Here is a 20,982-nt window from a genome sequence, read left to right as displayed (position 1 = left end):
GTTAAAACACTTATTAAAACGAACATATATAAAAATGCAAAATAGAAATATAATTACTAGTCTAACGGTTAGACTTTAATCCAAAGTCTTTAAAGGCTAGCGTTAAGTTTATTTTTATGAGCTTTTAATGGCCGACAAGGATGAAGTAAACACTCTCTTCAAAATAAATACATACAAAGCTAATTATTTCATTTGATATTTATAAAAAATGCTCCATGCGGTATATTTCACCGTATTACTGATAATTAATATTAAAGGTGAAAGGAAATTACTGCGTGAGCGAAAACGAAAAGAAATCCCCTCTTAACAAACCGGTGTTTTTATCATCATCAGCATTGATCCTCTGTTTACTTATTTTTGCTGCAGGCACTCCGGAAACAGCGGATGCTCTCTTTCAAAACTTGCAAAGTGTGATTGTGACCAACGGGAGTTGGTTTTACGTGTTTACTGTTGCAGTCATCGTGGTTTTCGTAGTCTTTTTGGGCATGTCTCGCTATGGAGAAATTAAGTTAGGCCCAGACCATGCCACACCAGAGTTCGGTTTCGGTACATGGCTTAGCATGCTGTTTGCTGCTGGCATGGGTATTGGCTTGATGTTTTTCGGTGTCGCAGAACCCTTAATGCACTTTTTAGCACCTCCTACTGCGCAAGCTGAAAGTATTGACGCGGTGCGTGAGGCGATGAAAACGACCTTTTTCCACTGGGGTGTTCACGCATGGGCAATATATGCCGTAGTAGCATTAATCTTGGGTTACTTCGCTTATCGCCAAAACTTACCACTAACTCTGCGATCTGCGCTTTATCCTCTAATTGGCGACCGGATTTACGGCTGGCCTGGTCACGTTGTTGATATCTTTGCGGTAACATCAACGGTATTTGGTGTATCTACCTCATTGGGCTTTGGTGCATCTCAGGTAAACGCTGGCTTTAACTATTTATTTGGATTGCCGTCGAACACTGGCGTTCAAATAGCTATCATGGCTGGCGTGGTTGGTCTTGCCGTGATTTCAGTTACTACGGGCTTAGAGAAAGGCATTCGCCGCCTATCAGAAACCAATATGATACTGGCGATAATATTGCTCCTGATTGTTTTGGTATTGGGCCCCACGGTATTTTTACTTCAAGCCTTTATGCAAAACACTGGTGCTTACCTATCTGATATAGTTCGTAATACCTTCAATTTGTTTGCGTACGAAAAAACAGATTGGATTGGCGGTTGGACCATATTCTATTGGGGATGGTGGTTAGCCTGGGCACCATTTGTAGGGCTATTTATCGCGCGAATCTCTTACGGTCGAACTATTCGAGAGTTTGTGTTGGGTGTACTTCTAATACCCTCGGCATTCACGCTCTTTTGGATGACGGTTTTCGGTAATGCCGCAATCGATCAAGTACTAGTTCAGGGTAAAGACGTTCTAGCCCAAATGGTTAACGAAGATACATCTGTAGCGCTTTTTGTCTTTTTAGAACAGTTCCCGTTTTCATCGTTGCTTAGCTTTATCGCAGTTCTTATGGTAATCGTATTCTTTGTTACATCTTGTGACTCAGGTGCAATGGTTGTAGATATGCTCTGCTCTCATGGTGAGAATAATACGCCGCTATGGCAGCGAGTTTATTGGGCCGTAGGAGTAGGTGTAGTGAGTTCAGTGCTGCTTTACGCCGGTGGGCTGGGTGCATTGCAAACAATGACGATAGCCGCTGCCTTACCTTTTGCGATTGTTTTGCTTATTTCGATATTTGGCTTGCTTAAAGCCTTGAGAATTGAAGCGTATAAACGGGAGAGCTTACAAGTAATGGCAGGTACGCCTCAGCACAACGATTCAGATAAAAACTGGAAAGATAGGTTAGAAAACATAGTGTCTTTTCCTGACGAAAGTGCGGTGCGTCGTTATGTTAATAAAGTAGTTAAGCCAGCACTCACCGAGGTAGGCGACGAGTTTAAAACGCAGCAGTTCGAAATAAACATAGAAGACAACGAAGAGGCGCTCATATTAACGGTTGATATGGGGAACGATCCTGAGTTTGTTTATGCTGTTTATCTGATGCCAACAGAACAGCCTGAATTTGGCCCAAGTGAAACATCTGAACTAGACGAAAATAAAAAGGCGACGTACTATCGCGCCGAGGTGCATTTGTCTGAGGGTGGCCAAAACTATGATATTATGGGCTGGTCTAAGATTTCGGTCATCAATGACGTGATCGATCACTATCACAAGCACCAACATTTTATTCACTTGCTTAAGTAACCATAAGGTTGCTTGATCGTTGGAAGTATAATGCGAAAAGAAGAAGAACTATTAGTAGCACTACGGCGCGTTATTCGCGCTGTAGATCTACGCAGCAAGCAGCTAAGCAAACATGTGGGTCTTACCGGCCCACAGCTTCTAGTCATGCAAAATATTGAAGAGCGTCCTGGTATCATGGTTCGTGAAATAGCGGAAAATATTAATTTAAGCCCCGCAACCATCACTAATATCTTAGATAGATTGGAATCACGAGATTTAGCCACGCGCATCAGAAGTACACAAGATAAACGTAAAGTTGGCGTTTATCTTACAGAGAGGGGTAAAGTAGCTGTTGTTGACGCCCCTCGTCCTCTACAAGAGCACTTTGTTGAGCGTTTCTCGCAGCTAAAAGAGTGGGAACAAAGCCAGATGGTGGCGACCGTCCAACGAATAGCAAGTATGATGGACGCAGAAGACATCGATGCATCTCCGTTCTTGGAGTTGGGAAGTATCTCGGAAAAAAACTAGCATGCTTCTTATTTAAAAATGGCCTTCTTTTTGTAGGCCATTTTTATGATTAAGTGATCGCTATTACGTAAATAGATTCACGACTTGGCTTTAAGCGGGTTCACCTTTCCACCCGTAATTTTATCTGCGCGCCCTTCTTCTTTTGCTTTTTCAGCTCGACGTTTTCGGATTTCTTTTGGATCCGCAATGAGTGGGCGATAAATTTCAATCCTGTCGCCATCTATCAGCGTATCTCGCAGTTTAACAACTCTGCTCCAAATACCCACTTTGGTTGCTTTTAAATCAATCTCTGGAAACTGCTCAGTAATATTCGACGCATTAATTGCTTCTTCAACGGTTGCATTTTCGTGAATTGCAACATCAACTATCGTTTGCTTCGTTGGTAACGCGTATGCTACTTCAATGTTGATGAGTTTATTACTCATGCGTAAACACTCCTAGCCCGCTCGGTAAACGCTGTCACCATACTACTTGCTAAGCTATTGAACACCTTGCCAAACGCCATTTCCGCTAGTTTATTACTGAATTCAAATTCTAAGTTAAGTTCAATTTTACAGGCTTCTTCTGAGAGCGCAGAGAAAGTCCACCCTCCCGTAAGTGAGCGGAATGGTCCATCGACCAACTGCATTTGAATACTCTTACCAGGCTCTAACACGTTATGGGTTGTAAACCACTGCTTAATCCCCGCTTTCGCGACTAACAAAGACGCATTCATATTTTTGGCAGATGTGTCGAGAACTTTACTGTCTGCGCAACCTGGCAAAAACTCGGGATAGGAAGCTACATCGTTGACTAAGTTAAACATGGCTTCTGCGCTGTGTGCTACTAGCGCGCTTCTATGAATACTTGGCATTGATTCCACTATTATTAAAACTCTTATCGGCATTGTATCACAGAAAAATTGCATCGCTTGTATTCGGTTTTGAACCAAACGCCCCAATATAAGATAACAATGACAACTAAAGACATTCCTTTGAACAATCAGTATAATAGCCAGCATGAAAAAGAATAAAGCCAACAAAAATACCACAGGAAATATCGCGCAGAACAAAAAAGCGCGTCACGATTATTTCCTAGAGGACAAGTTCGAAGCAGGACTTGAGCTTCAAGGGTGGGAAATTAAAAGTATTCGTGCCGGTAAAGTAAACATTACCGATGCGTACATTATTATCCAAAATGCCGAAGCGTATTTGGTAGGTTGCCGAATTAGCCCGCTTAATCAAGCATCTACACACGTTATCGCAGCGCCAGAGCGGGCACGTAAGTTGCTGCTAAACAAACGTGAAATAGACCGTTTGATGGGTGCACGAGACCGCCAAGGTTATTCAATCGTTGCTACGTCTATGTATTGGAAAAAGTGTTGGGTGAAGCTAGAAATTCACTTGGCAAAAGGTAAGCATGCTCACGATAAACGTGACACAATTAAAGACAAAGATTGGCAGCGCCAAAAAGAAAGAATGATGAAACACAGCGTTTAGCGCTGTGTTTTTCATTTTGCCGCTAGAAAATTTTCATTATTTTTCCAGTGACTAAGTGTTAAACCGAATATCTACGATAAACAATTTACTAAATTGTACTCAGTGACACTTATCCCACGTCCCGTTTAGTCATTTTCTTGCGATGAAGCATGTCGAGAATTAGACTCCACAGCGGTGATGGGTTTCTAAGGGTAGTAAGGTTATTTCCTAATCGCCTTAACTGCCGGCGTACCATCGCCATATTGGCCAGGCTGGCGAGGGATTTATCTTTCCACGTACAATGCGGAATAATGCCCGAATAGCTCCATTCTTGCTGCCATTTTTTCGAAAGGTCTGGCGTTACCGCTAGCGCACTGGCTAAACCCACTAACGCGCAACCTTGTTGCACAACCCTCTCTGCGACTTCCGCCCGTTTTATACCGCCAGTTGTCATTAGGGGAATATCAGTTTTGCTTTCTAAGGCGTTAGCAAATTCTAGAAAATATGCTTCTCTCGCAAGCGTAGTATCGTCGCGAGTTTGCCCCTGCATAGCCGGTGCTTCATAACTACCGCCAGATAGCTCAACCACATCCACGCCCAGTGCTTCCAACCTGTTTACTACTTCACAGGCATCATCGAATGAGAATCCGTTCTTCTGAAAATCAGCGGAGTTAAGCTTTACCATAACAATGAAGTCTTTCGCGCACACCGCTCTCACCTGACTCACTATATTTATCAGTAAGCGTGCGCGATTGATAATAGACCCGCCCCACTCGTCCTGACGCTGATTGGTAAGCGGCGACAAAAATTGCGTTAGCAAGTAACCGTGAGCGGCGTGTATCTCTACACCATCAAATCCTGCTTTCTCGGCTTGCTTCGCCGTTTGTACAAAACGTTTGCAGACATCGTGAATATCTTGGCATGTCATCTCACGAGGCTGGGCAAACAATTTCGAATGCTTACCCATATCGAGGGGGACGGCAGAAGGGGCAATGGCTTTTCCGCGCATAGCCTTGAAGACTTGTCTTCCGGGGTGGTTAATTTGCATCACTGCCAGTGCCCCGTTCGACTTAATAATTTTTGCCCACTTTTTAAACGGAGTAAGCTCAGTGTCTTTTTCTAATGCGACGCCACCTGGCCCTGTCATCGCACTTTTATCCACCATGACATTTCCAGTGATCACCATGCCTAAGTGGCCATGAGCCCAGTAACGATAGAGAGAATAAATTGACTCGCCGGGAATATTTCCCTTGCTCGACATGTTTTCTTCCATGGCAGCTTTTACAAGTCGGTTTCTTACCGTTACGCCACAGGGCAAAGTATACGGAGAATACAATATAGAATCTGAAGACATTTACACTACAAGCCTTTTCATTATGCTGTGGTACTTTAATTGTTCTTGATGCTAATTGCATCCTTACTTGTCTATTTTTACCTTAAAAATAAACTAAAGTAATCAGACCTATAAGAATCAAAATGACTGTCTTATTACGTCTCTTGCCACTTGTTTTCGTTACCAGCACTTGAAAAATGACTAAAAGACCACATCTCTTCTAAAGTTCAGTAATAGACTGCGTTGATGTGAAGCGTCTTCGTTTTAACAAAGCCGCGTAACCTTTTGAAAAGATAAATGTTATTTTTGGTTGTTTTATGGCCAAACCCTTAAAATTTATAGCAATTTTTCAAAAGAATGTATTTAACCACTCAGCAAATGTGCTATTATTGACAATCACACTCGGGGCTGATTAGGATTCGACAGGATCTAGGAAGCCGGAGGTGCATGCAGAGGAGCGGTTTGCCTCTTAAAAAGCCGCATTTAAATAGTCGCAAACGACGAAACATACGCACTAGCCGCTTAATAACCGGCATAGGCCCTTCCACCCTAGTCTTTTCCTGCTAGCGGGGATTCGGAAGGTCATCCAAGTAGGATAGCGAGGGAACCTTGTCTGAGGGTGAACCGCGAAGTAGTATCAGGCCAGCTGCAAGGAAATCCTGTTTGTCGGAGTTCCAAGCAGTTAAATAAATGACAAACTAAGCATGTAGTACCAAAGGTAGACATTTTCTGGACGCGGGTTCAAATCCCGCCAGCTCCACCAATTTAGAGGTGCAAGTTATTATAAAACAGTAACTTGCACCTTTTTTATATGTGTAGAGTTAGCGTAGTGTCACGATAAGGTGTCACGAAATGAAAACCCGCTACCTCTATAGAAACAAGCATGGCGTTTACTGTTTACGCTTTGAACTTCAATCTAAGCCTAAAAACACGTATCGCCAACTTTTGATATCATTGCGAACCAAAGAACCACGTATTGCACTTCAGCATTACAGCACGGTCATGCCCGAAGTTTATAGAGTTCTTTGTAGTTACAGCGACAGTCTAAGGTTGAACGTGTCTGAAGCACCTAACGTTTTTGAAGTGAAACGAACGATTAGAGAGTTAGTAGCCCGAATCGTAGAGACAGAAAAAGACCCTTCTATCTCAAAATTAATGTCACAGGTTCGTTATCGTAAACTGGATAATTATCTAGACGCAACATTTGAATCTCTGGACTTAACTGAATCGCAGCTTATGGCGTTAAAACGAAAGCTAAGCATTTCAGAGTCAAGAGAAAGAGCATTAGTTACCTCACTGACGAGTCACTCAACGACAACCTCACCTGCAAGCATAGAGAGCCATCCTATTGGTGAGCTTGTAGACGATTACTTTAATTTTAAACGAAAAAGTTGGGGCACTAGGACAGCCACGCAAGCTTTGTCTAATCTTGTTCGGTTTGCCGAGATTATTAATTTTGAATACCCTTCAGCTCAAATCGACGGCAAATTGATACAGCATTATGTAAATGTCATGACTAAGCTCCCCAAAAATGCTGGTAAACGAAGGAAAGAGGTCACGACAACCAATTCAGAATTGGTCACAAAGTGGTGGTTAGATTTATCTGTAAGCCACAGTGAAACTGTTTTAGGAGCGGGTGGCCTAGAGAAGCACTTCTCCGACATTCGAATGTTTATCAAATGGTTACACGAACGGCACTATGTCTCTCTCGATTTCTCGAAGCACCTTGAAATAGCTAAACCGAAAGGCGCTAAGTTTGTAGAGAAAAGAGCAATGTATGATACGGCGCATATATCCAAGATCTTTTCTAGCTATATATACGGGAACACGTTAAGAAATAGAGAAGCCCCTAAATCATATCATTTCTGGGCACCATTGATTGCGCTTCACACAGGCATGAGAATTTCAGAGATTGCTTCTTTAGAAGTTCAAGATGTTTGTTATGAAGATGGTGTATTGGTGTTCTCTGTTAACGATGAATGGAAATCAGATGAACTGAAAAAAAGCCAATTTTCGAAGTCAAAAAAGACTAAGGACTCTTTGCGTAACATACCTGTTGCGGATGCCTTATTAAATGCTGGCTTGCTTGAGTTTATAGGAAAAAGAAAGTCGGGCTTACTCTTCGACGACCTAAATTTGAGCGATACTAAGGGTTTGGGTAACACAATATCTAAATGGTACAACGAAGCCTTTGTTAAGTATGCCGGCATCCCGAAGCGAAACGATAAAAACACCCCGCTTGCATTTCATTCATTCAGGCACACGTTCACTTCGCTTCTTGATAAAACAACTCTTGAAGGGCAGCCTCTACGGCGAAATGAGAGCTTTTATGTTACAGGGCATAGAGATGACAGCGTTAGAACGCAAACATACAACCACGGTAGTTACAGCCCTTCTCTAATCAAAAGTTACATAGACGCGATTGATTTCGGTTTTGAGTTTTCCCAACTGAGTTACGAAAAATTTCAGACTAGAAAAGTCGAACGTTAGTAATCAGTGCCTAAGGACAGTGATTCAAAAGCTCTAAGTCTGATAGCGTAATGAAGAAAACAAGGAGAAATAAATATGGAAGATTTAGAGCTCATTCAAAAGCTGGATGAGATGGAATTACTAACCTGCCTTCTCAAAAGCTATCTAGAGGGCGCAGTTGTTTCAAATAACAACGTTCAATCAGTAATAGACGGACTCGCTCTGTTACAGAGTAAAATCATCATGAAACAAACCAACTTTGAGAACAGCCTAATTTCGCAGAAAATTTTGTCAAACAGTGGAGCTACCTTAACTACAAACAACTAAGGCAGGCTTCTTTGGCAAGAATTAAAATCAACCCCTATAAAAAACAATAGCTTAGCAAAGAATAAGGATTTATTTCTTTATGAAGGCCCACCCAATCTATCTACGGTTTTCAGTGAGGCGAGAGTTGGAAAGATTAAAGGTAGAATGTGAAAGCTTTAACTTCTAACTATAAGGGTTGAACGCATGGAACGCTTTCTTTAAGAAAGCATACCCACCAGCGTCCCACCTTATGCCTAGGGCTTTACAATTACCTCTCTACACAGAGCTTGTTTGCAAATACGTTGCAAGTTAACGAGTTAGTGTGTGTCATGCTTTCTACAGGGGCTTCAAGCTCTCTACTCTACGGTCGCTCAAAGGGTGCAAAATCTTTGTTTTTCAATTGAAAAAAATTTATCGTATGATATTGAGGCGCAGTTCGAGGATGTTAAGAGCTTTACAATACGAAAAGGAATTCACCGTGCGAGTATACTTACTTCTTACTCTTTTGCTTGTCACTAACAATGTGTCAGCAAGCTTTATTACCCAACATTTCTCTGTTCAAGACCTTAACATAACTAAGCAAGGTGATTACTTCGATGATGTCATTCAAGCTAACACAACGCTTAACCTTTTATTTAGTCTAACGACAGACCTAACAGCTCGTTATACAGACTCTTCAACTCAAGTGGATTATTGGGATAGCAACTCAAGATATCGCTCCACAACAACGAACGTTGGCTCGAATCAAATATCTTTGAATTCAGAGAGTACATTGCTTGACTCCATACTAAGCATTCAAAGTGAAGCCGATGAAATCCAAGAAATTGCATCAATAACGGAAAGCTTTTTTGATACAGTTGCGCCCGGAGGTCTTGATATGATCGATAGTCTAATGAGCGTTCAGCGCAGTTATAACTCTATTCAAGATATTCAGTATAAAGGAAGCGTCGAAAGCGGGAATTATTCAGAGACACGCTTCATATTAAGCTCGTGGGTAGGAGTTAGGTCTAGTCAAACCGTTCACCAAATAGACGCTCAAATGCCGTCTACGGCTTCGCCTGCTTCATTCTTAGAGTATTTTAGACAAACACCTCTACAGTTCTCGTTCGGCATGTCATACGTGTCTGAGACTCGTTATTTCGATAACCACCAAATTGTATATTTTGATGCAAACATGAGTGTCGACGGGAGGAGCCTAGCAAGCTTGAGCGGAAGTGGAGATGCTTATCTCATTTCGGAGCATAGTTTCGACGCTCCTGTCGAGGTCCGAGAGCCCTCTCTGATAGGCTTTTTCCTTGTTGTACTGCTATATACCTTTTATCGCTCAACTAACCGGATAAAAGCGCTGAGCGCCTCTACAGTCGGTGTAAAAAGGTAGGATATGGTTAAAGGACTTCCCTGTCGCATCTGTTCGTAAACGCCGCTCTTCCTTTTAACCGCTTATTAGGACTGATGGGCGTTTTACCCCATCAACTTGCATTTCACTCATTTAGGCATACGTTCACTTCGTTTCTTGATAAAACAACTATCAAGGAACAGCCTCTAAGACGAAATGAAGCCTTTTATGTTACAGGCCATAGAGATGACAGCGTGAGGACCCAAACGTACAACCACGGCAGTTACAGCGGCTCGTTTATAAAAGCTTATATTGATGCTATCGACTTCGGGATTGAATGGGTACACGTGTCCTTTGATAAATTCTTGAACTGGAAGGAAGCTAACGTTAAATGACGAAGAACCACAACTGAGAAAATTAGGCTATGGCAGGCCAAAGAAGGAGGTCTGTCGAGAGACCTCCTATGTATGTTCTAATAGCTACTTTTAACTTCGATTATCGCCGTATTCACTGCTTCGATGACTTTGCGTTTATCTGCTGTATCAGCGACAAAGTTCGGTTCGTTTCCGATTATGCCGACGTTAGTCTTTTCCATTAGTTGGTCGAGGTCATATCCTAGCGACTGAGCGGCAACTATAACGTTATATAAAGCTGATTCGTGAACTGATGGCATATAATTTCCTTGTTTAGATAAACACCGAGTGTCAAGATACCTGATTGCGCAATCGGAGACCAGTTGAATTAATAAGCAAAGATCACACTTCCAAATAGTGTTTCGAAAAGAGAATAAAGCATGGATGACTTAACTGATTTTGAGCGAGAAGGATTCTTCGAGGTTTCTTCCCTCGGCGTTTTTACTCACGTAAACAATAATTATGGTGAATTCCTCAACGTCTTTTATCGATTGAATAAGATTGCTTGGTCTTTCCAATACGAAATGACTGTTCCAAAGCCAACCGTCGATATAAGGCGCGCATGGTGCGCAATTCTGTATGCTCGTACACTTAACTTTGTTCAGGCCGCCGTCATACTCTCTACGAAAGGAATGAGAGTTCAAGCAGACACTCAACATCGGTGTGCTCTCGAAACTTTCTTTAAACTCGGAGCATTAAAGAACGACCCTCAATTTATAGTCGACTACGACCTAGCCGAACAAAAAGACCATATCAGACAAGGGCGAGCTTTTGTATCTTATTTAAGACGAAACAGTCCTAAAGATAAGGTTCTCATTAAACGAGTCGAAGCGTCTTGTAAAGCAAAGGAATATAACCTCATTGAACGATTAAAGACGCACCGCCCGGAACTATTTGAAGGAAGACGCGAAAACGAAGCTCTTAAAAAGTTCTCAGTAACAACCGAGCAATACGCTAGAAAAGCAAATCGACTCGATATGTATGATTTACAATATCGAATGGGTAGCACTGCGGTTCATTCAGACTCGAAGTCTCTTGAGGATGGACACTTCGAGCTGAACGAAGACGGAACCGTAAGCGCATTTAAAAATGAACCTCATCTAGAAGATCTTGATATGTTCATACATTCAGTCTGCAGTTTAGTCTTCGACGCGATAGAGTTCATTGGACAAGTTCTTGAGTGTGACATCCCAGAAGGCGAACTCTCGCATATTATGAAAGCTCTTGAAGCCTGTCACCAGGACACCGGTTCAGTTCCCGAATAAGAAACTGAACGAAAGCAAAGCATACAAATACCCGTTAAATAAGCAGATATACTTAGAAGATTTCAAAAATACAACTCGCAGCCTTTCCTCAAAGAAGCGTAACAAGTAACAAAAACGGAATGTTATCAGCACGCTACTCTTTGGGAGTTAGCGATTTAAAACTCATTGAGCTAACCCATCGTGTTTAGGTTGAAGGCTTGAAACAGTTTCGGTTTCAGTGTCAATATCAAAACCATCAATGGCTGGAAGCGCGAAGTTTTCGACATAGCGCAACAATTTTTCAAAGCGAAACTCGGCTTCCGTCTGTGGGTAGAGTTGTTTGGCTGCGCGTTCAATTATAATACGTGCTGCAATAAGCGTTGCTTTGTGTTGCTGACTGGCCATGCCATTCAATCGACAAACAGTGCCTTTACGAAGAAACCGCGAAGCATTTTCACGCAATGCGGTTACTTCAATGCCATTTATAAATTCCAGTGTCATCAGTGTGACCAAATAGCCATAGCTGAATTTCAGATGTAGCTCGTCAACACTGTCAACCTTTTGCGTTAATGCGAGCTTATCTTCTTCTTGCGTCACTAGCCGAATCAAATTATAGCTATTGTCCAAGCGTTTCAGTTGTCTGGCATTAGTCAAACCAAAATGGGTTGCCCAGTAATAAAGTGCTGCTTTTTGGTGGTCACTCAAGCCCTTAAGGACTTCTGGTTCTGGAGGCTCTGATTTTGGCTCAGCCTCTAATATCAATTTAGCAAGTTCGTATTCGCTCAACCCTTCGTCTTCTGTATCAGAATCTACATCTTGTCTATCTGGTTTCGAAGAAGGAGCCTTTATCTCCTGGTGCCCTGCTTGGGTTTGATGTTCATCGTTTTCAACCAAATGTGCTAACCAATTCCGTTTGCTATCGTCTTCTTCTAGCCATATATCACTTAAAAATTCGGTTAGTGATTCGTTGTCGCCGTCGCTAACCACAATAGGCAATTGAATAACTTTTGCCAGATAGTCGCGGGCGATTGCGCGAGCATCCTGCAGAGTATGGTATGGTTCAATTCCCTTGTAATGCAGTGCTAACGCTGCCAACGCAATACGTTGATCAACTGCCACCACTACGGTCACATGCGGTATATGCAGAACCAGTCGAATTGCTTCGAAGGTTTTTACAATTCCCTGAGGACTACAGCGGTCTAGGTCGTCGACTACAAAGAGTAAACGACGAGGTTTATAAAATTTGCCTAAATAGTCGTGACATGCTTCGTCCTCAAACCCCAAGCGGATTTTTGCAATTAGACGTATATCTTTTTGCATTTCGGCGATTTCACCAATGTGTGAAGCATAGTTCGGTAACTTAATGTAGGTCAGGAGTTCCTTAGTCATCGGCTGAGAGATAATATACCGCAGTTGTTTAGGAAGCTGCCACAAGCTAGCTATTATTGCTATTAACGCACCGCTGGTTAATGGCTTAGAAAAATCGGGTAAATGATTTTGGCTAAGGCCCTGCCTCGCTAACCATGCCGAGGCTATAGCAAAAAGTGATAACCAACCAATAGACAGTAAAACTTTATTTAAGTGCTTTGTTACGGCAAAACCATAAATAATACGAAACCGGCCACTCACTATCCAACCGAACTGTCGAAAAAGGTTCGACGCTGACTGTTTAAGGCGTGTGCCAAGATCGCATTTCATGTCAACAGTCTGAAACTTGTCATGGCTGGTTAACGCTGAAATCACTTCGTGAGCCATCGCCGCTTGACTACTTTTAGCGTGCTCATAGGCCCAAGCATTAAATTCACCGAACAGAAATGGCTGTGTACAGCCACGGTCCTTAAGTTCTTTCTTTAATAATGCCAATACTTGAGATTTACCGCTTCCCCAGTTCCCCATCAATCCGATAGTAAGCGGGTGTGTGTGCTCTTCATCACACAGAATACTTGCCAGTCCGTTGACCAATGCACCGCGGTTCAAGGTATCTCTGTCAGCATTAACGTCTTCGGAGCTTACTTTGCTCAATGCCTCGTACAAGGTCTCGTTCGATTCTCCGTTTTCATCATCGGTTGTATTGCCACTCAAATACCTATCGTAGCGGTCTAAAATCTGTGTTAACGCTTTTACACTATCTGGGCTAGTACTTGAAATTTCGTTAATAACGGCTTCAACGGCGGGCTGAAATCTTTTAGTTTTGATTTCCTCTATTTCTCTAGGGCAAGTGTCTGACCACAAGGGACTATTAATTACAATAAGAGTAGAGCCAGCACTTTCAGCAACTTTGAGATCATGTAAAAAAGCGAGAGTGACTTCGGAAGCTGCACTTTCAGCACTTTTAGGATTATGTGAAAATATGAAGTCGCTTTCAGAGAGCGCATGAACATTGACCACAACATCCTTAACGCAGCGAACAGCAAACATGGCTTTGGTTGCTATTTGTTCGGCAGCCTCTCTGGCGGACTCGCTAGAGTCGTTGGCAGCGAACTTAGAGGGTATGGTTACGGTTGATCTGGCGGCGGCTGCAGCCTGGGTGATAGCATCGACGACGTCTGCAGCGACATCGTATTCTTTTTGAGTAGTGCCTGAAGCGGCATAGGCAGCTTCAGATGCACTGCTAAAAGCAGAAGCGACTGCAGCGGTTGCAGACGAGAGTTTTAACCGCTCTCGCTGCTCATACGGTATACTTGCCTGTTGGAGTACAAGGCGACTGGCGTAAAAGCTCGCCATTAAATAATATGCGCGGTTATCCAATACTACCGATGAACTGTCACTTTGTTGTGGGTCATATTTCAGCCCTTTTAATGGAGGTTTAACTGTGACGTGTTCATTTTTAACCCAAAAGGCAAATTGCTTTCCTACGCCAACCAAAGGAAAAACGCGCAAAGCTGCTCGGGCGGCTAAAACTGCAGGCCATATGGTGTCTTTTTTATATAAGGCCTCAAGACGTTCTTTTACATTGTCTTCAGTCCACTCTATTTCAGTATCAGTAACCGCCATATGACATTACATTCCGTTGTTTTACCGAAGGATTATTGAATTTCGAGTGAAGTTTCCAACATAACATTTAGCATTGGTGAGACCGCCTAATGTGAATGAGTAAAGACCTATACGAATAATCTTAGATTAAGATGATACACAAAGAGAGTTCTATACTCTAAATCGACGTTCTTAAGCCGCCCAAAACTGTTTTTGCAACTTCACAAGCCAAAACCGGAACTAACCCTGTTACGCACGACCAGAGAGTCTGTGGCGGCTTAAACCATGCTTTAACAATCCAACTCGATACGAGACCTGTCTATCCCTATGTTCAAAAGCCTAAGTATAAGGGTTGTTTATGAAGGCAGCTTTTTTTATGAAAGCATAGCTACCAACGAGCAGGCTTATACCTAGGACTTCGTTTACCTTACCCGAGTAATTAACGCAGTGCGAGCAGCTTTTTAATATTCTCCTCGTTTTGGCCCACCGGCAAGGGCAACTTTCAACTTAACAACCGTACCGTTGGGAAACTCATCAAGAGACGCTTTGTGACAAGATATGTTCATGACTCTTTCGAAAGGCTCTGCTTTTAATGTTTAAAGACGTTTCTTATCACCTTCTGTAAAGACTATTGCTTCCACTGTCACCCTATCCGAGTCACTTTTCACATTTAGCTCTGTCTTCTTGGTTTTTGGTTTCATTACACAGGAGGACACTATGGAGCTGCTCAATGCACTGAACGGGTAGCTATACTCCCTAGAGGCACTTGGTTCTCTGGTGTTTAGCTTTGGCTTATAGAATTGAATGAACGCGGTTTCTTTGGACTGAGCTGCTTTTTCAGTCGATGCAACCACTAGAATGAAATGCTTGAAGCCCTCAGGAAAGCCTCTTATCGCACTTTTAAAGCTGTTGTTATAGTCCCTATCGATCTTCTTTTAGGCGCTCCTAACATGCCCCTACCACCGTCTAGCAGGGTCAGCGGTATAACCAACGTATAACCCTGCTGCACATTCATGGCCGTAGACGACATATTTAGCATTTGTCACAACGTCCGGAGTAAGGCCGTTAGCGAGATAGAATCTGACTTCCGTGTACATATTTAGAGTCCTTTCGTAATATGGGATATGTTCCAAGTTAGTATGAATGCACCTTTAGGTCAATTTGGCTTGATGTTCCCTAGATGGCTTTATTAACTCTGGGGGGCGCTTTACCGCATTGATTGTCTCAATCAGGTGAGCTTCAAAATCGAACCCAACCGGAACGTCAACAATGTGAAAGCTTAATTTCTTAAACTCAGCTTCCAATACCTTATACTGCCTATATCTCCACTCTCGCCTAACCCTATAATGCAGCAGTTTCGGACCAATCTTTGATTTGTTTTCGCATCCTTTCATGATGGGTGAGTTAAGCCCTTTTGCCAAATAATCAACGAGCCCTAGGTCAATCTTTCTATACTCACTGAATTTGCCAGTAGCCTTCACACTATTTGCTTTATATTCAAAGAAGACGCTAACAGCGGTGTCTATTTCTCGTATAGAACTACGAAATTGAGCCTTTATGAGGTCTTTTATCACTTTTTTCGTTAATATAGAGCTACATTCGAGCAGTAGGTGCGCGTGAAGCGCTCTGTACGGCTTTTTAACGCCCTTATTTTCGATTTCCCGCTTTGACCTTTCTATTACAAAAAAACCTCTTGTGAGATCACCCAGAGCGTTTCTTGCATATCGTGAAACTTGGCTCTTAAACTGTTTGAAACTTTTAACACTCTGTTGAGCTTTCAGGCTGGTTTTGTCATCAAAGTTAATCACGATGTGGACTAAAGCCGAGTTTCCTGCTTCAACCGATTCATGCATTTCCTCAAACGTAAGTGTTAATTCTTCGTCATGCTTGTAATAAAAAACCTCAGTCGCTCTGAAGCTGGCGCATGAAATCGTTCTTAACGTACTCAGGTTTCCACGTTTAGGATTCGATGGTTCACCTCTCATCTTTTTTATGAACAAAGCTCTGTTTAAGGCAAACTCTCTAAACTCTGCAAAGCCCACTTTGGAATACACAATATGTTTCTCACTGTGGTAATAAGTACCATATAATCGAGTAAGGTGTGCGCCGTTGATCAAAGACAATACTGAATCGTAAGCCTGTTCTAGTCTGTAGAGATTCTCTTCGACATTTAAAGACAACATTTTTTGCATTTAAACGCGCCCCCTTCTTATAGTTGATAATACACAAGCGTAAGAGTTGGGAAGTGGCTCTATTGAGGGGGGAAACAGGGGAAAATCGGGGAAATATCTCATATTACCCTCTTCTTTCTGTAAGCCAAATCAGCACTTCGTCGCGCATATATCCAACGCGGCGTTTACTCATCTTAAATGACTTAGGAAATAAGGAGTCTCTTTCCAGACGGTATAAGGTCGACCGACTTAAGCTCGTTAAAGCAATTACCTGTTTTCGTGTAAGAAACAGGGGAAGTTGAAGATTGTTGTTAGCCATTTCATTCCTCTATGAATCATTTTGAAACAAAAGGCTAAAACAGGCATCGGCACCAAGGTAGAGTTTATTCAGAACATCTCAAAACCCACAAAATCAATTAACTCATATAGTTGCAAATCTCTTGCACTAAATACTTACTCTCTGTTTGTCTATAGACTCTCCATACATCATCATAACGAATGCGAGCCCCATCAAAGTCAATCACCTCTTCGTTACCCTTCTTAAAAGCTCCGAATTCATCGACCATTAGAGACCATAAAATCGGTTCGTCAGTTAAGTTACGGTTTATTCTTCTTGGCAGACGACCATGCCGCAGAGTGAAAGTGAGAGCAGCAGACAGCACAGGCGATAAGTCTAAACTGTGTTTTTTCCGATTTTTTAATCTAACGTAAGAATTTGATATCGGTTTCACGCATTCCTTGTATCGCTTAACGAGCAACGCAAAAGCAGCGTCATATTCTGCGCGAGAAACGTATAAGTCATTTATATTCAGCTCTAAAGCGTAATGTGTACATAAAAAGACATTAACCCCTTGGCTAGACCCAAGTAGAATTTCGAGACATTCAGGACAACCTTTAGCTTTACCCTCTACAATTTTTTCTACGAGGCTGGAACTTAAAGGTAAGAAATCGTTTTGGGTGAGCGAACATTTTTTGCTATTCGATGAGTCGACATAATCAAGTACGCCGGTCTTCTGTTGAAGTGCTTCGACATCTATTTTTGAATTGAGAACTTCAAGGTATGACATCAATTCTCGTTCGTCTGATATCCCCTGTCTACTCTCCCATGCTTCCATGTATTGCAGCTCAATTCGATAATTCTTCTTGAGCGGCTGATATATGCCTATCAGTCTTGAACTGAAATGTGAAAGCTCATAAGCAATGTAGTCACGCTCAGGAGCCACCAACTTATTAAACGGTATACTTTTCATCTTTCACTCTTCTTTTACCGGAGCGAAACCTACCACAAAGGCAAAATTCAATGAAGTAACAAAACCAAACAAAATGCCCGCCTTTTAAAGCGATTTTGCTTACACTGTAAAACACACAACCACCGTTGTTGTTTTTTACAGCATTAAAGGAGAGCTAAGTTGAACGAAAAATACATCGCCTACCTAAGAGTAAGTACGAAGGAGCAAGGTCGCTCAGGTTTAGGTTTAGAAGCACAAAAAAGAGATATCAACCTTTTCATTTCTAACTACGCCTCAGAGGACGACTTGTTAGAAACTTACACAGATATAGTCAGCGGCAGCAATTCATCGCGACAGGCGCTTACAGAGGCCATAACAAGGGCTAAACAACTTAACGCGACATTGATTGTTTCGAAGCTTGATAGATTAAGCAGAAAAGTGTCATTTGTAGCAACCTTAATGGAAGACAAAACTCTAAAGCTTAAGGTCGCCTCAATGCCAAACGCAGATAAATTCCAGCTACACATCTATGCCGCACTGGCAGAGCAAGAGCGAGACTTTATTAGTATGAGAACCAAAGCAGCTTTGGCTGAGAAAAGAGCTTCGGGAGCTACTCTTGGCGGCTTGCGTGACAAGACAAATCGACGAAATAGGGAAAAACAAAGAATTGCTAACGAAAACGCAATGAGAATAAGCTCATTAATATTGCCAATGAAAGAGTCAGGAATGAGCCTCCGTTCGATAGCCGAGAGATTAAATAGTAATGGCCTGTATACCCCTCAAGGGAAAAGCTTTTCGGCACAAACGGTTAGCAACGCGATAAAAAGAATAAATCAAATAGGCACAGAGCCCTCATAATTCGTATGGCTTAAGTGTGCTCTTTGTACCGGTTGCACGTTCATGCTTCTGCCCGCATTACTTATTAGTGTATTTCCAGCTAATCGCGCAAGCTTCTTCAACGTATTCAGACGATATGTACAAACCTTGTTCCTGCTTCGATTGCTCAAATTTTTTGATACCATACATATATACATAGACTTCTCTGATTAACTCATCGGCAAGTTGTCGTAATCGAAGTGGCTCAATGATATTCATCATTGCGTTTTCAGGGTAAGAGAACAGCCTATCCTTGTAATTATGCCCCGTTACTGTAAGCACGAACTTTCTACTGCCAGTATATAACAAGCCTTGCTCGCAAGCTTGTTCTAACAACGCGGGTAAATCATGTCCGAGCTTTCTTAGCTGCTTTTCGCTATAACCATGCGATCTTAGAAAAGCTTTAAGTGCTAACTCAATACTTGTACCTAGACATTGACTTATTACATGTAAAGAGTTTGGTAGTTTTTCATTTATTGCGTCAGCTGACGCAGCATACATTCTAGCCCCATCTAGAAGAGTGTGCGATGTCAAACTGTTGTCCTTACTCATACTTTTAGCCTGCGAGCATATTTTCGGTGCTTTATAGTAACACCTCTTCACGACTTAAAGACTATTATCGCTGCGCTCACTTTTATGAATGTGAAGGGGCATTAAGGTAAAAATGTTAATCCAGCGAGAAATGAGGCTAAAGCATCTATGTATGTACTCAGTTTTTAACTAGCTTTCCATGAGACATAAACCTACGGACCGCATTACAGACACAATTTACATTTTGCATTTCTTTCTTCTTTTATTGTTAACTTAGGAAATTACACTGCTACTATTGCAACTTCAGTGTGGCGGTCTATTCACAGAACTATTGCCACAGTTCGCACTCTTTAAGAAGTAAAACGAAGGAGCGTTAGCAATGCCAAACATCATATTTTGTAAATTTGGTCGGAAAACAGACATGGAGGCTCTATTTTTTGACGGTGAACTATATCTGCAAACCTTGGAGACGTTTAGGAGTCTCGAACATAAAGAGAGGGGGGATAAATACGAAGGTTCGGTAAGCATGCGCTCCGATAAAAATGGGAAAATCACTCTCGTAAACAAGGAGACAGGGGAAACCTTCAAATTAGACAAGACTGATAGCAAAGTAATAGAGAGACATAGCGAAGTATCAGGGTTACATATTTACTGCGTTTACTGCCTTACATTTGAAGAACATGAAGGGATGCAGCTAGGGGAAAGAATCGAAGATGGTATTGTAAGCGGTTTTGGAGATTACAGCGTTGTAATTCTTGATGCATATACTTTTATGGAGAAAGTGAAAGCAGCTGTAGAGGAGCTAGGTTTTGAGCTTCTTTCAAGAAAAGTCAACTATATAGATCTCAAAGATTACAGCGGTAAAATGGGGCCTTTCATTAAAGACCAGAGCTTTGCTCATCAGAATGAATTCAGAATTGTTCTTATGGGAAAAGGGAGGCCAGAGGGACCTCTTAAGTTTTCGATTGGCTCACTCGAAGATATCGCGCTCATCGGCCCATCTGAGGGAATCAAAAACTTACAAGTTGAATTCGAAGACCTCTAATCTACGACTTCTGAATACACAATGTTTCGTTCTAGAGTGCGGCTGGTGAGTTACCAGTATGGCTTAGTGTGCGTCGACACTTTCCGATACTTTGAAATATGCTTTAGTGCATTTTTAATCGAGTCTTTGAGTTCAAAGACTGTGTCAATATCAACACTTCCCTCCTCAACGAATAAAGCTCCAAGGTTTGAGATTTCGCTGTGCGGGTTGCTCAATCGCTCTCGCAAAACGTAATCTTCTAGCTGCCGCCTTAATTTCAAGTCGAAGCATTCAGTTGCCCCCTTGTTTACAAGGCTACCCTTAACCATTTTTTCTACTCGGCTTGGTGAAACCCTTTCAGACTCGAATTGCTCGAGAACACTTCGCTCAATCTTCTTAGCAAGCTCCTCTTCACACCGAAGTATGAGTGAGTGTTCAGAAGCTTTACCGTAAGCGCTCATCAATGTTCTGTATCGTCTAACTACACTTGAAGAATACCCAACCTTGATAAGCCCCACATCTTGAAAGATTAGGAAATACACGCAGCTATTCATTGAGGCTCTCTTGTATTCAAAAGAGAAACTCTAACACTTACCAGAAATATTTCAAATCGTTGTTATTAAAAGACTTTATGTCAATGGAAGCATACATTTAAGTAAGCATAACTTGCCAATTCGCTCTTTGATTGAACCGAAGCTGGTATCACGATTAAGTGTCACGATACCCATCGAAAAAGATTTGCACTTAACTATAAGTAACTGTAAGTTCTAGGTTAATTATTAACCTCTGAACTAGGTGGCACTTCCCGCCAGCTCCACCAATTCAAATAATTAAGACGTCCTATGGCGTCTTTTTTTATACCTAAAG

Annotated in this window: 20 protein-coding genes and 1 other RNA gene; 10 read left to right on the top strand and 11 right to left on the bottom strand. The window is 42.0% G+C overall.

The genetic code is table 11. From position 1 onward, the window contains the following. Positions 1-275 precede the first annotated feature (275 nt). Positions 276-2,246, top strand: coding sequence for a BCCT family transporter (locus C6Y39_RS10145; RefSeq protein ID WP_105931134.1), 1,971 nt, complete (start codon positions 276-278; stop codon positions 2,244-2,246). Positions 2,247-2,276: 30 nt separating this feature from the next. Further along, positions 2,277-2,753 (top strand): MarR family winged helix-turn-helix transcriptional regulator, encoded by a 477-nt coding sequence (locus C6Y39_RS10140; RefSeq protein ID WP_105931133.1) that lies wholly within the window; start codon positions 2,277-2,279, stop codon positions 2,751-2,753. 77 nt (positions 2,754-2,830) lie between these two features. Here the strand turns inward: C6Y39_RS10140 and C6Y39_RS10135 are convergent, their stop codons facing one another. Both C6Y39_RS10135 and C6Y39_RS10130 read right to left on the bottom strand, forming a co-directional pair. Then, entirely contained in the window at positions 2,831-3,178 is a 348-nt protein-coding gene (locus tag C6Y39_RS10135) for an RnfH family protein (protein WP_105931132.1), read from the bottom strand. After that, positions 3,175-3,606 (bottom strand): type II toxin-antitoxin system RatA family toxin, encoded by a 432-nt coding sequence (locus C6Y39_RS10130; RefSeq protein WP_105931131.1) that lies wholly within the window; start codon positions 3,604-3,606, stop codon positions 3,175-3,177. Before C6Y39_RS10130 ends, C6Y39_RS10135 begins: the two co-directional genes overlap by 4 nt. A 145-nt stretch (positions 3,607-3,751) precedes the next feature. On the opposite strand from C6Y39_RS10130, the gene smpB reads away from it, so the two are divergent. Continuing rightward, entirely contained in the window at positions 3,752-4,231 is a 480-nt protein-coding gene (gene smpB / locus C6Y39_RS10125) for an SsrA-binding protein SmpB (protein WP_014949307.1), read from the top strand. Positions 4,232-4,340: 109 nt separating this feature from the next. On the opposite strand, the gene C6Y39_RS10120 is transcribed toward smpB, so the two are convergent. Further along, entirely contained in the window at positions 4,341-5,564 is a 1,224-nt protein-coding gene (locus tag C6Y39_RS10120; RefSeq protein WP_105931130.1) for an NADH:flavin oxidoreductase/NADH oxidase family protein, read from the bottom strand. Positions 5,565-5,947: 383 nt separating this feature from the next. Between C6Y39_RS10120 and ssrA the strand changes: the two genes are divergently transcribed. From ssrA to C6Y39_RS10100, 4 genes are all read left to right on the top strand, one after another. Next, positions 5,948-6,306, top strand: a transfer-messenger RNA (tmRNA) gene (ssrA, locus tag C6Y39_RS10115). 89 nt (positions 6,307-6,395) lie between these two features. Continuing rightward, complete coding sequence (locus C6Y39_RS10110; RefSeq protein WP_105931129.1) at positions 6,396-8,033, top strand: tyrosine-type recombinase/integrase; 1,638 nt, start codon at positions 6,396-6,398, stop codon at positions 8,031-8,033. Positions 8,034-8,108: 75 nt separating this feature from the next. Beyond that, a complete protein-coding gene (locus C6Y39_RS10105) occupies positions 8,109-8,339 on the top strand; it encodes a hypothetical protein (RefSeq protein ID WP_105931128.1) in 231 nt (76 codons plus the stop codon). A 457-nt stretch (positions 8,340-8,796) separates the two neighbouring features. Beyond that, positions 8,797-9,696, top strand: coding sequence for a hypothetical protein (locus C6Y39_RS10100; protein ID WP_146128601.1), 900 nt, complete (start codon positions 8,797-8,799; stop codon positions 9,694-9,696). A 430-nt stretch (positions 9,697-10,126) separates the two neighbouring features. Here the strand turns inward: C6Y39_RS10100 and C6Y39_RS10090 are convergent, their stop codons facing one another. Then, the gene (locus C6Y39_RS10090) at positions 10,127-10,327 is read right to left on the bottom strand and encodes a hypothetical protein (RefSeq protein ID WP_105931125.1); all 201 of its coding nucleotides are present in this window, start codon (positions 10,325-10,327) and stop codon (positions 10,127-10,129) included. Between the two features lie 120 nt (positions 10,328-10,447). Between C6Y39_RS10090 and C6Y39_RS10085 the strand changes: the two genes are divergently transcribed. Continuing rightward, the gene (locus C6Y39_RS10085; protein ID WP_105931124.1) at positions 10,448-11,332 is read left to right on the top strand and encodes a DUF5677 domain-containing protein; all 885 of its coding nucleotides are present in this window, start codon (positions 10,448-10,450) and stop codon (positions 11,330-11,332) included. A 162-nt stretch (positions 11,333-11,494) separates the two neighbouring features. Here C6Y39_RS10085 and C6Y39_RS10080 read toward each other — a convergent pair whose 3' ends face one another. From C6Y39_RS10080 to C6Y39_RS10060, 5 genes are all read right to left on the bottom strand, one after another. Further along, entirely contained in the window at positions 11,495-14,305 is a 2,811-nt protein-coding gene (locus C6Y39_RS10080; protein ID WP_105931123.1) for a KAP family P-loop NTPase fold protein, read from the bottom strand. A 935-nt stretch (positions 14,306-15,240) separates the two neighbouring features. Further along, complete coding sequence (locus tag C6Y39_RS18750) at positions 15,241-15,381, bottom strand: hypothetical protein (protein ID WP_167390644.1); 141 nt, start codon at positions 15,379-15,381, stop codon at positions 15,241-15,243. A gap of 54 nt (positions 15,382-15,435) precedes the next feature. Continuing rightward, a complete protein-coding gene (locus C6Y39_RS10070; protein WP_105931121.1) occupies positions 15,436-16,476 on the bottom strand; it encodes a hypothetical protein in 1,041 nt (346 codons plus the stop codon). 103 nt (positions 16,477-16,579) lie between these two features. Then, positions 16,580-16,774 (bottom strand): helix-turn-helix transcriptional regulator, encoded by a 195-nt coding sequence (locus C6Y39_RS19055; protein WP_071951423.1) that lies wholly within the window; start codon positions 16,772-16,774, stop codon positions 16,580-16,582. Between the two features lie 97 nt (positions 16,775-16,871). Then, on the bottom strand, positions 16,872-17,705 hold the full coding sequence (locus C6Y39_RS10060) for a hypothetical protein (RefSeq protein ID WP_105931120.1): 834 nt from the start codon (positions 17,703-17,705) through the stop codon (positions 16,872-16,874). Positions 17,706-17,864: 159 nt separating this feature from the next. On the opposite strand from C6Y39_RS10060, the gene C6Y39_RS10055 reads away from it, so the two are divergent. Then, on the top strand, positions 17,865-18,542 hold the full coding sequence (locus C6Y39_RS10055) for a recombinase family protein (protein ID WP_105931119.1): 678 nt from the start codon (positions 17,865-17,867) through the stop codon (positions 18,540-18,542). Positions 18,543-18,599: 57 nt separating this feature from the next. On the opposite strand, the gene C6Y39_RS10050 is transcribed toward C6Y39_RS10055, so the two are convergent. After that, the gene (locus C6Y39_RS10050) at positions 18,600-19,094 is read right to left on the bottom strand and encodes a hypothetical protein (RefSeq protein ID WP_146128600.1); all 495 of its coding nucleotides are present in this window, start codon (positions 19,092-19,094) and stop codon (positions 18,600-18,602) included. A 376-nt stretch (positions 19,095-19,470) separates the two neighbouring features. Between C6Y39_RS10050 and C6Y39_RS10045 the strand changes: the two genes are divergently transcribed. Next, positions 19,471-20,136, top strand: a complete 666-nt coding sequence (locus C6Y39_RS10045) for a hypothetical protein (protein ID WP_105931117.1) — start codon at positions 19,471-19,473, stop codon at positions 20,134-20,136. Positions 20,137-20,186: 50 nt separating this feature from the next. On the opposite strand, the gene C6Y39_RS10040 is transcribed toward C6Y39_RS10045, so the two are convergent. Further along, positions 20,187-20,669: a GIY-YIG nuclease family protein gene (locus C6Y39_RS10040; RefSeq protein WP_105931116.1), complete on the bottom strand. Its 483-nt coding sequence runs from the start codon at positions 20,667-20,669 to the stop codon at positions 20,187-20,189. Positions 20,670-20,982: the final 313 nt, after the last annotated feature.

This window comes from Alteromonas gracilis (assembly GCF_002993325.1).
In the GTDB taxonomy this organism is placed as follows: Bacteria; Pseudomonadota; Gammaproteobacteria; order Enterobacterales; family Alteromonadaceae; genus Alteromonas; species Alteromonas gracilis.
This window is presented reverse-complemented; position numbering and strand designations above follow the sequence as displayed.

Bases quoted from the DNA above. Each gene is read 5' to 3' on its own strand.
- C6Y39_RS10140 (WP_105931133.1), top strand. From the start codon at position 2,277: ATGCGAAAAGAAGAAGAACTATTAGTAGCACTACGGCGCGTTATTCGC.
- C6Y39_RS10135 (WP_105931132.1), bottom strand. From the start codon at position 3,178: ATGAGTAATAAACTCATCAACATTGAAGTAGCATACGCGTTACCAACG.
- C6Y39_RS10130 (WP_105931131.1), bottom strand. From the start codon at position 3,606: ATGCCAAGTATTCATAGAAGCGCGCTAGTAGCACACAGCGCAGAAGCC.
- smpB (WP_014949307.1), top strand. From the start codon at position 3,752: ATGAAAAAGAATAAAGCCAACAAAAATACCACAGGAAATATCGCGCAG.
- C6Y39_RS10120 (WP_105931130.1), bottom strand. From the start codon at position 5,564: ATGTCTTCAGATTCTATATTGTATTCTCCGTATACTTTGCCCTGTGGC.
- C6Y39_RS10110 (WP_105931129.1), top strand. From the start codon at position 6,396: ATGAAAACCCGCTACCTCTATAGAAACAAGCATGGCGTTTACTGTTTA.
- C6Y39_RS10105 (WP_105931128.1), top strand. From the start codon at position 8,109: ATGGAAGATTTAGAGCTCATTCAAAAGCTGGATGAGATGGAATTACTA.
- C6Y39_RS10090 (WP_105931125.1), bottom strand. From the start codon at position 10,327: ATGCCATCAGTTCACGAATCAGCTTTATATAACGTTATAGTTGCCGCT.
- C6Y39_RS10085 (WP_105931124.1), top strand. From the start codon at position 10,448: ATGGATGACTTAACTGATTTTGAGCGAGAAGGATTCTTCGAGGTTTCT.
- C6Y39_RS10080 (WP_105931123.1), bottom strand. From the start codon at position 14,305: ATGGCGGTTACTGATACTGAAATAGAGTGGACTGAAGACAATGTAAAA.
- C6Y39_RS18750 (WP_167390644.1), bottom strand. From the start codon at position 15,381: ATGTACACGGAAGTCAGATTCTATCTCGCTAACGGCCTTACTCCGGAC.
- C6Y39_RS10070 (WP_105931121.1), bottom strand. From the start codon at position 16,476: ATGCAAAAAATGTTGTCTTTAAATGTCGAAGAGAATCTCTACAGACTA.
- C6Y39_RS19055 (WP_071951423.1), bottom strand. From the start codon at position 16,774: ATGGCTAACAACAATCTTCAACTTCCCCTGTTTCTTACACGAAAACAG.
- C6Y39_RS10060 (WP_105931120.1), bottom strand. From the start codon at position 17,705: ATGAAAAGTATACCGTTTAATAAGTTGGTGGCTCCTGAGCGTGACTAC.
- C6Y39_RS10045 (WP_105931117.1), top strand. From the start codon at position 19,471: ATGCCAAACATCATATTTTGTAAATTTGGTCGGAAAACAGACATGGAG.
- C6Y39_RS10040 (WP_105931116.1), bottom strand. From the start codon at position 20,669: ATGAATAGCTGCGTGTATTTCCTAATCTTTCAAGATGTGGGGCTTATC.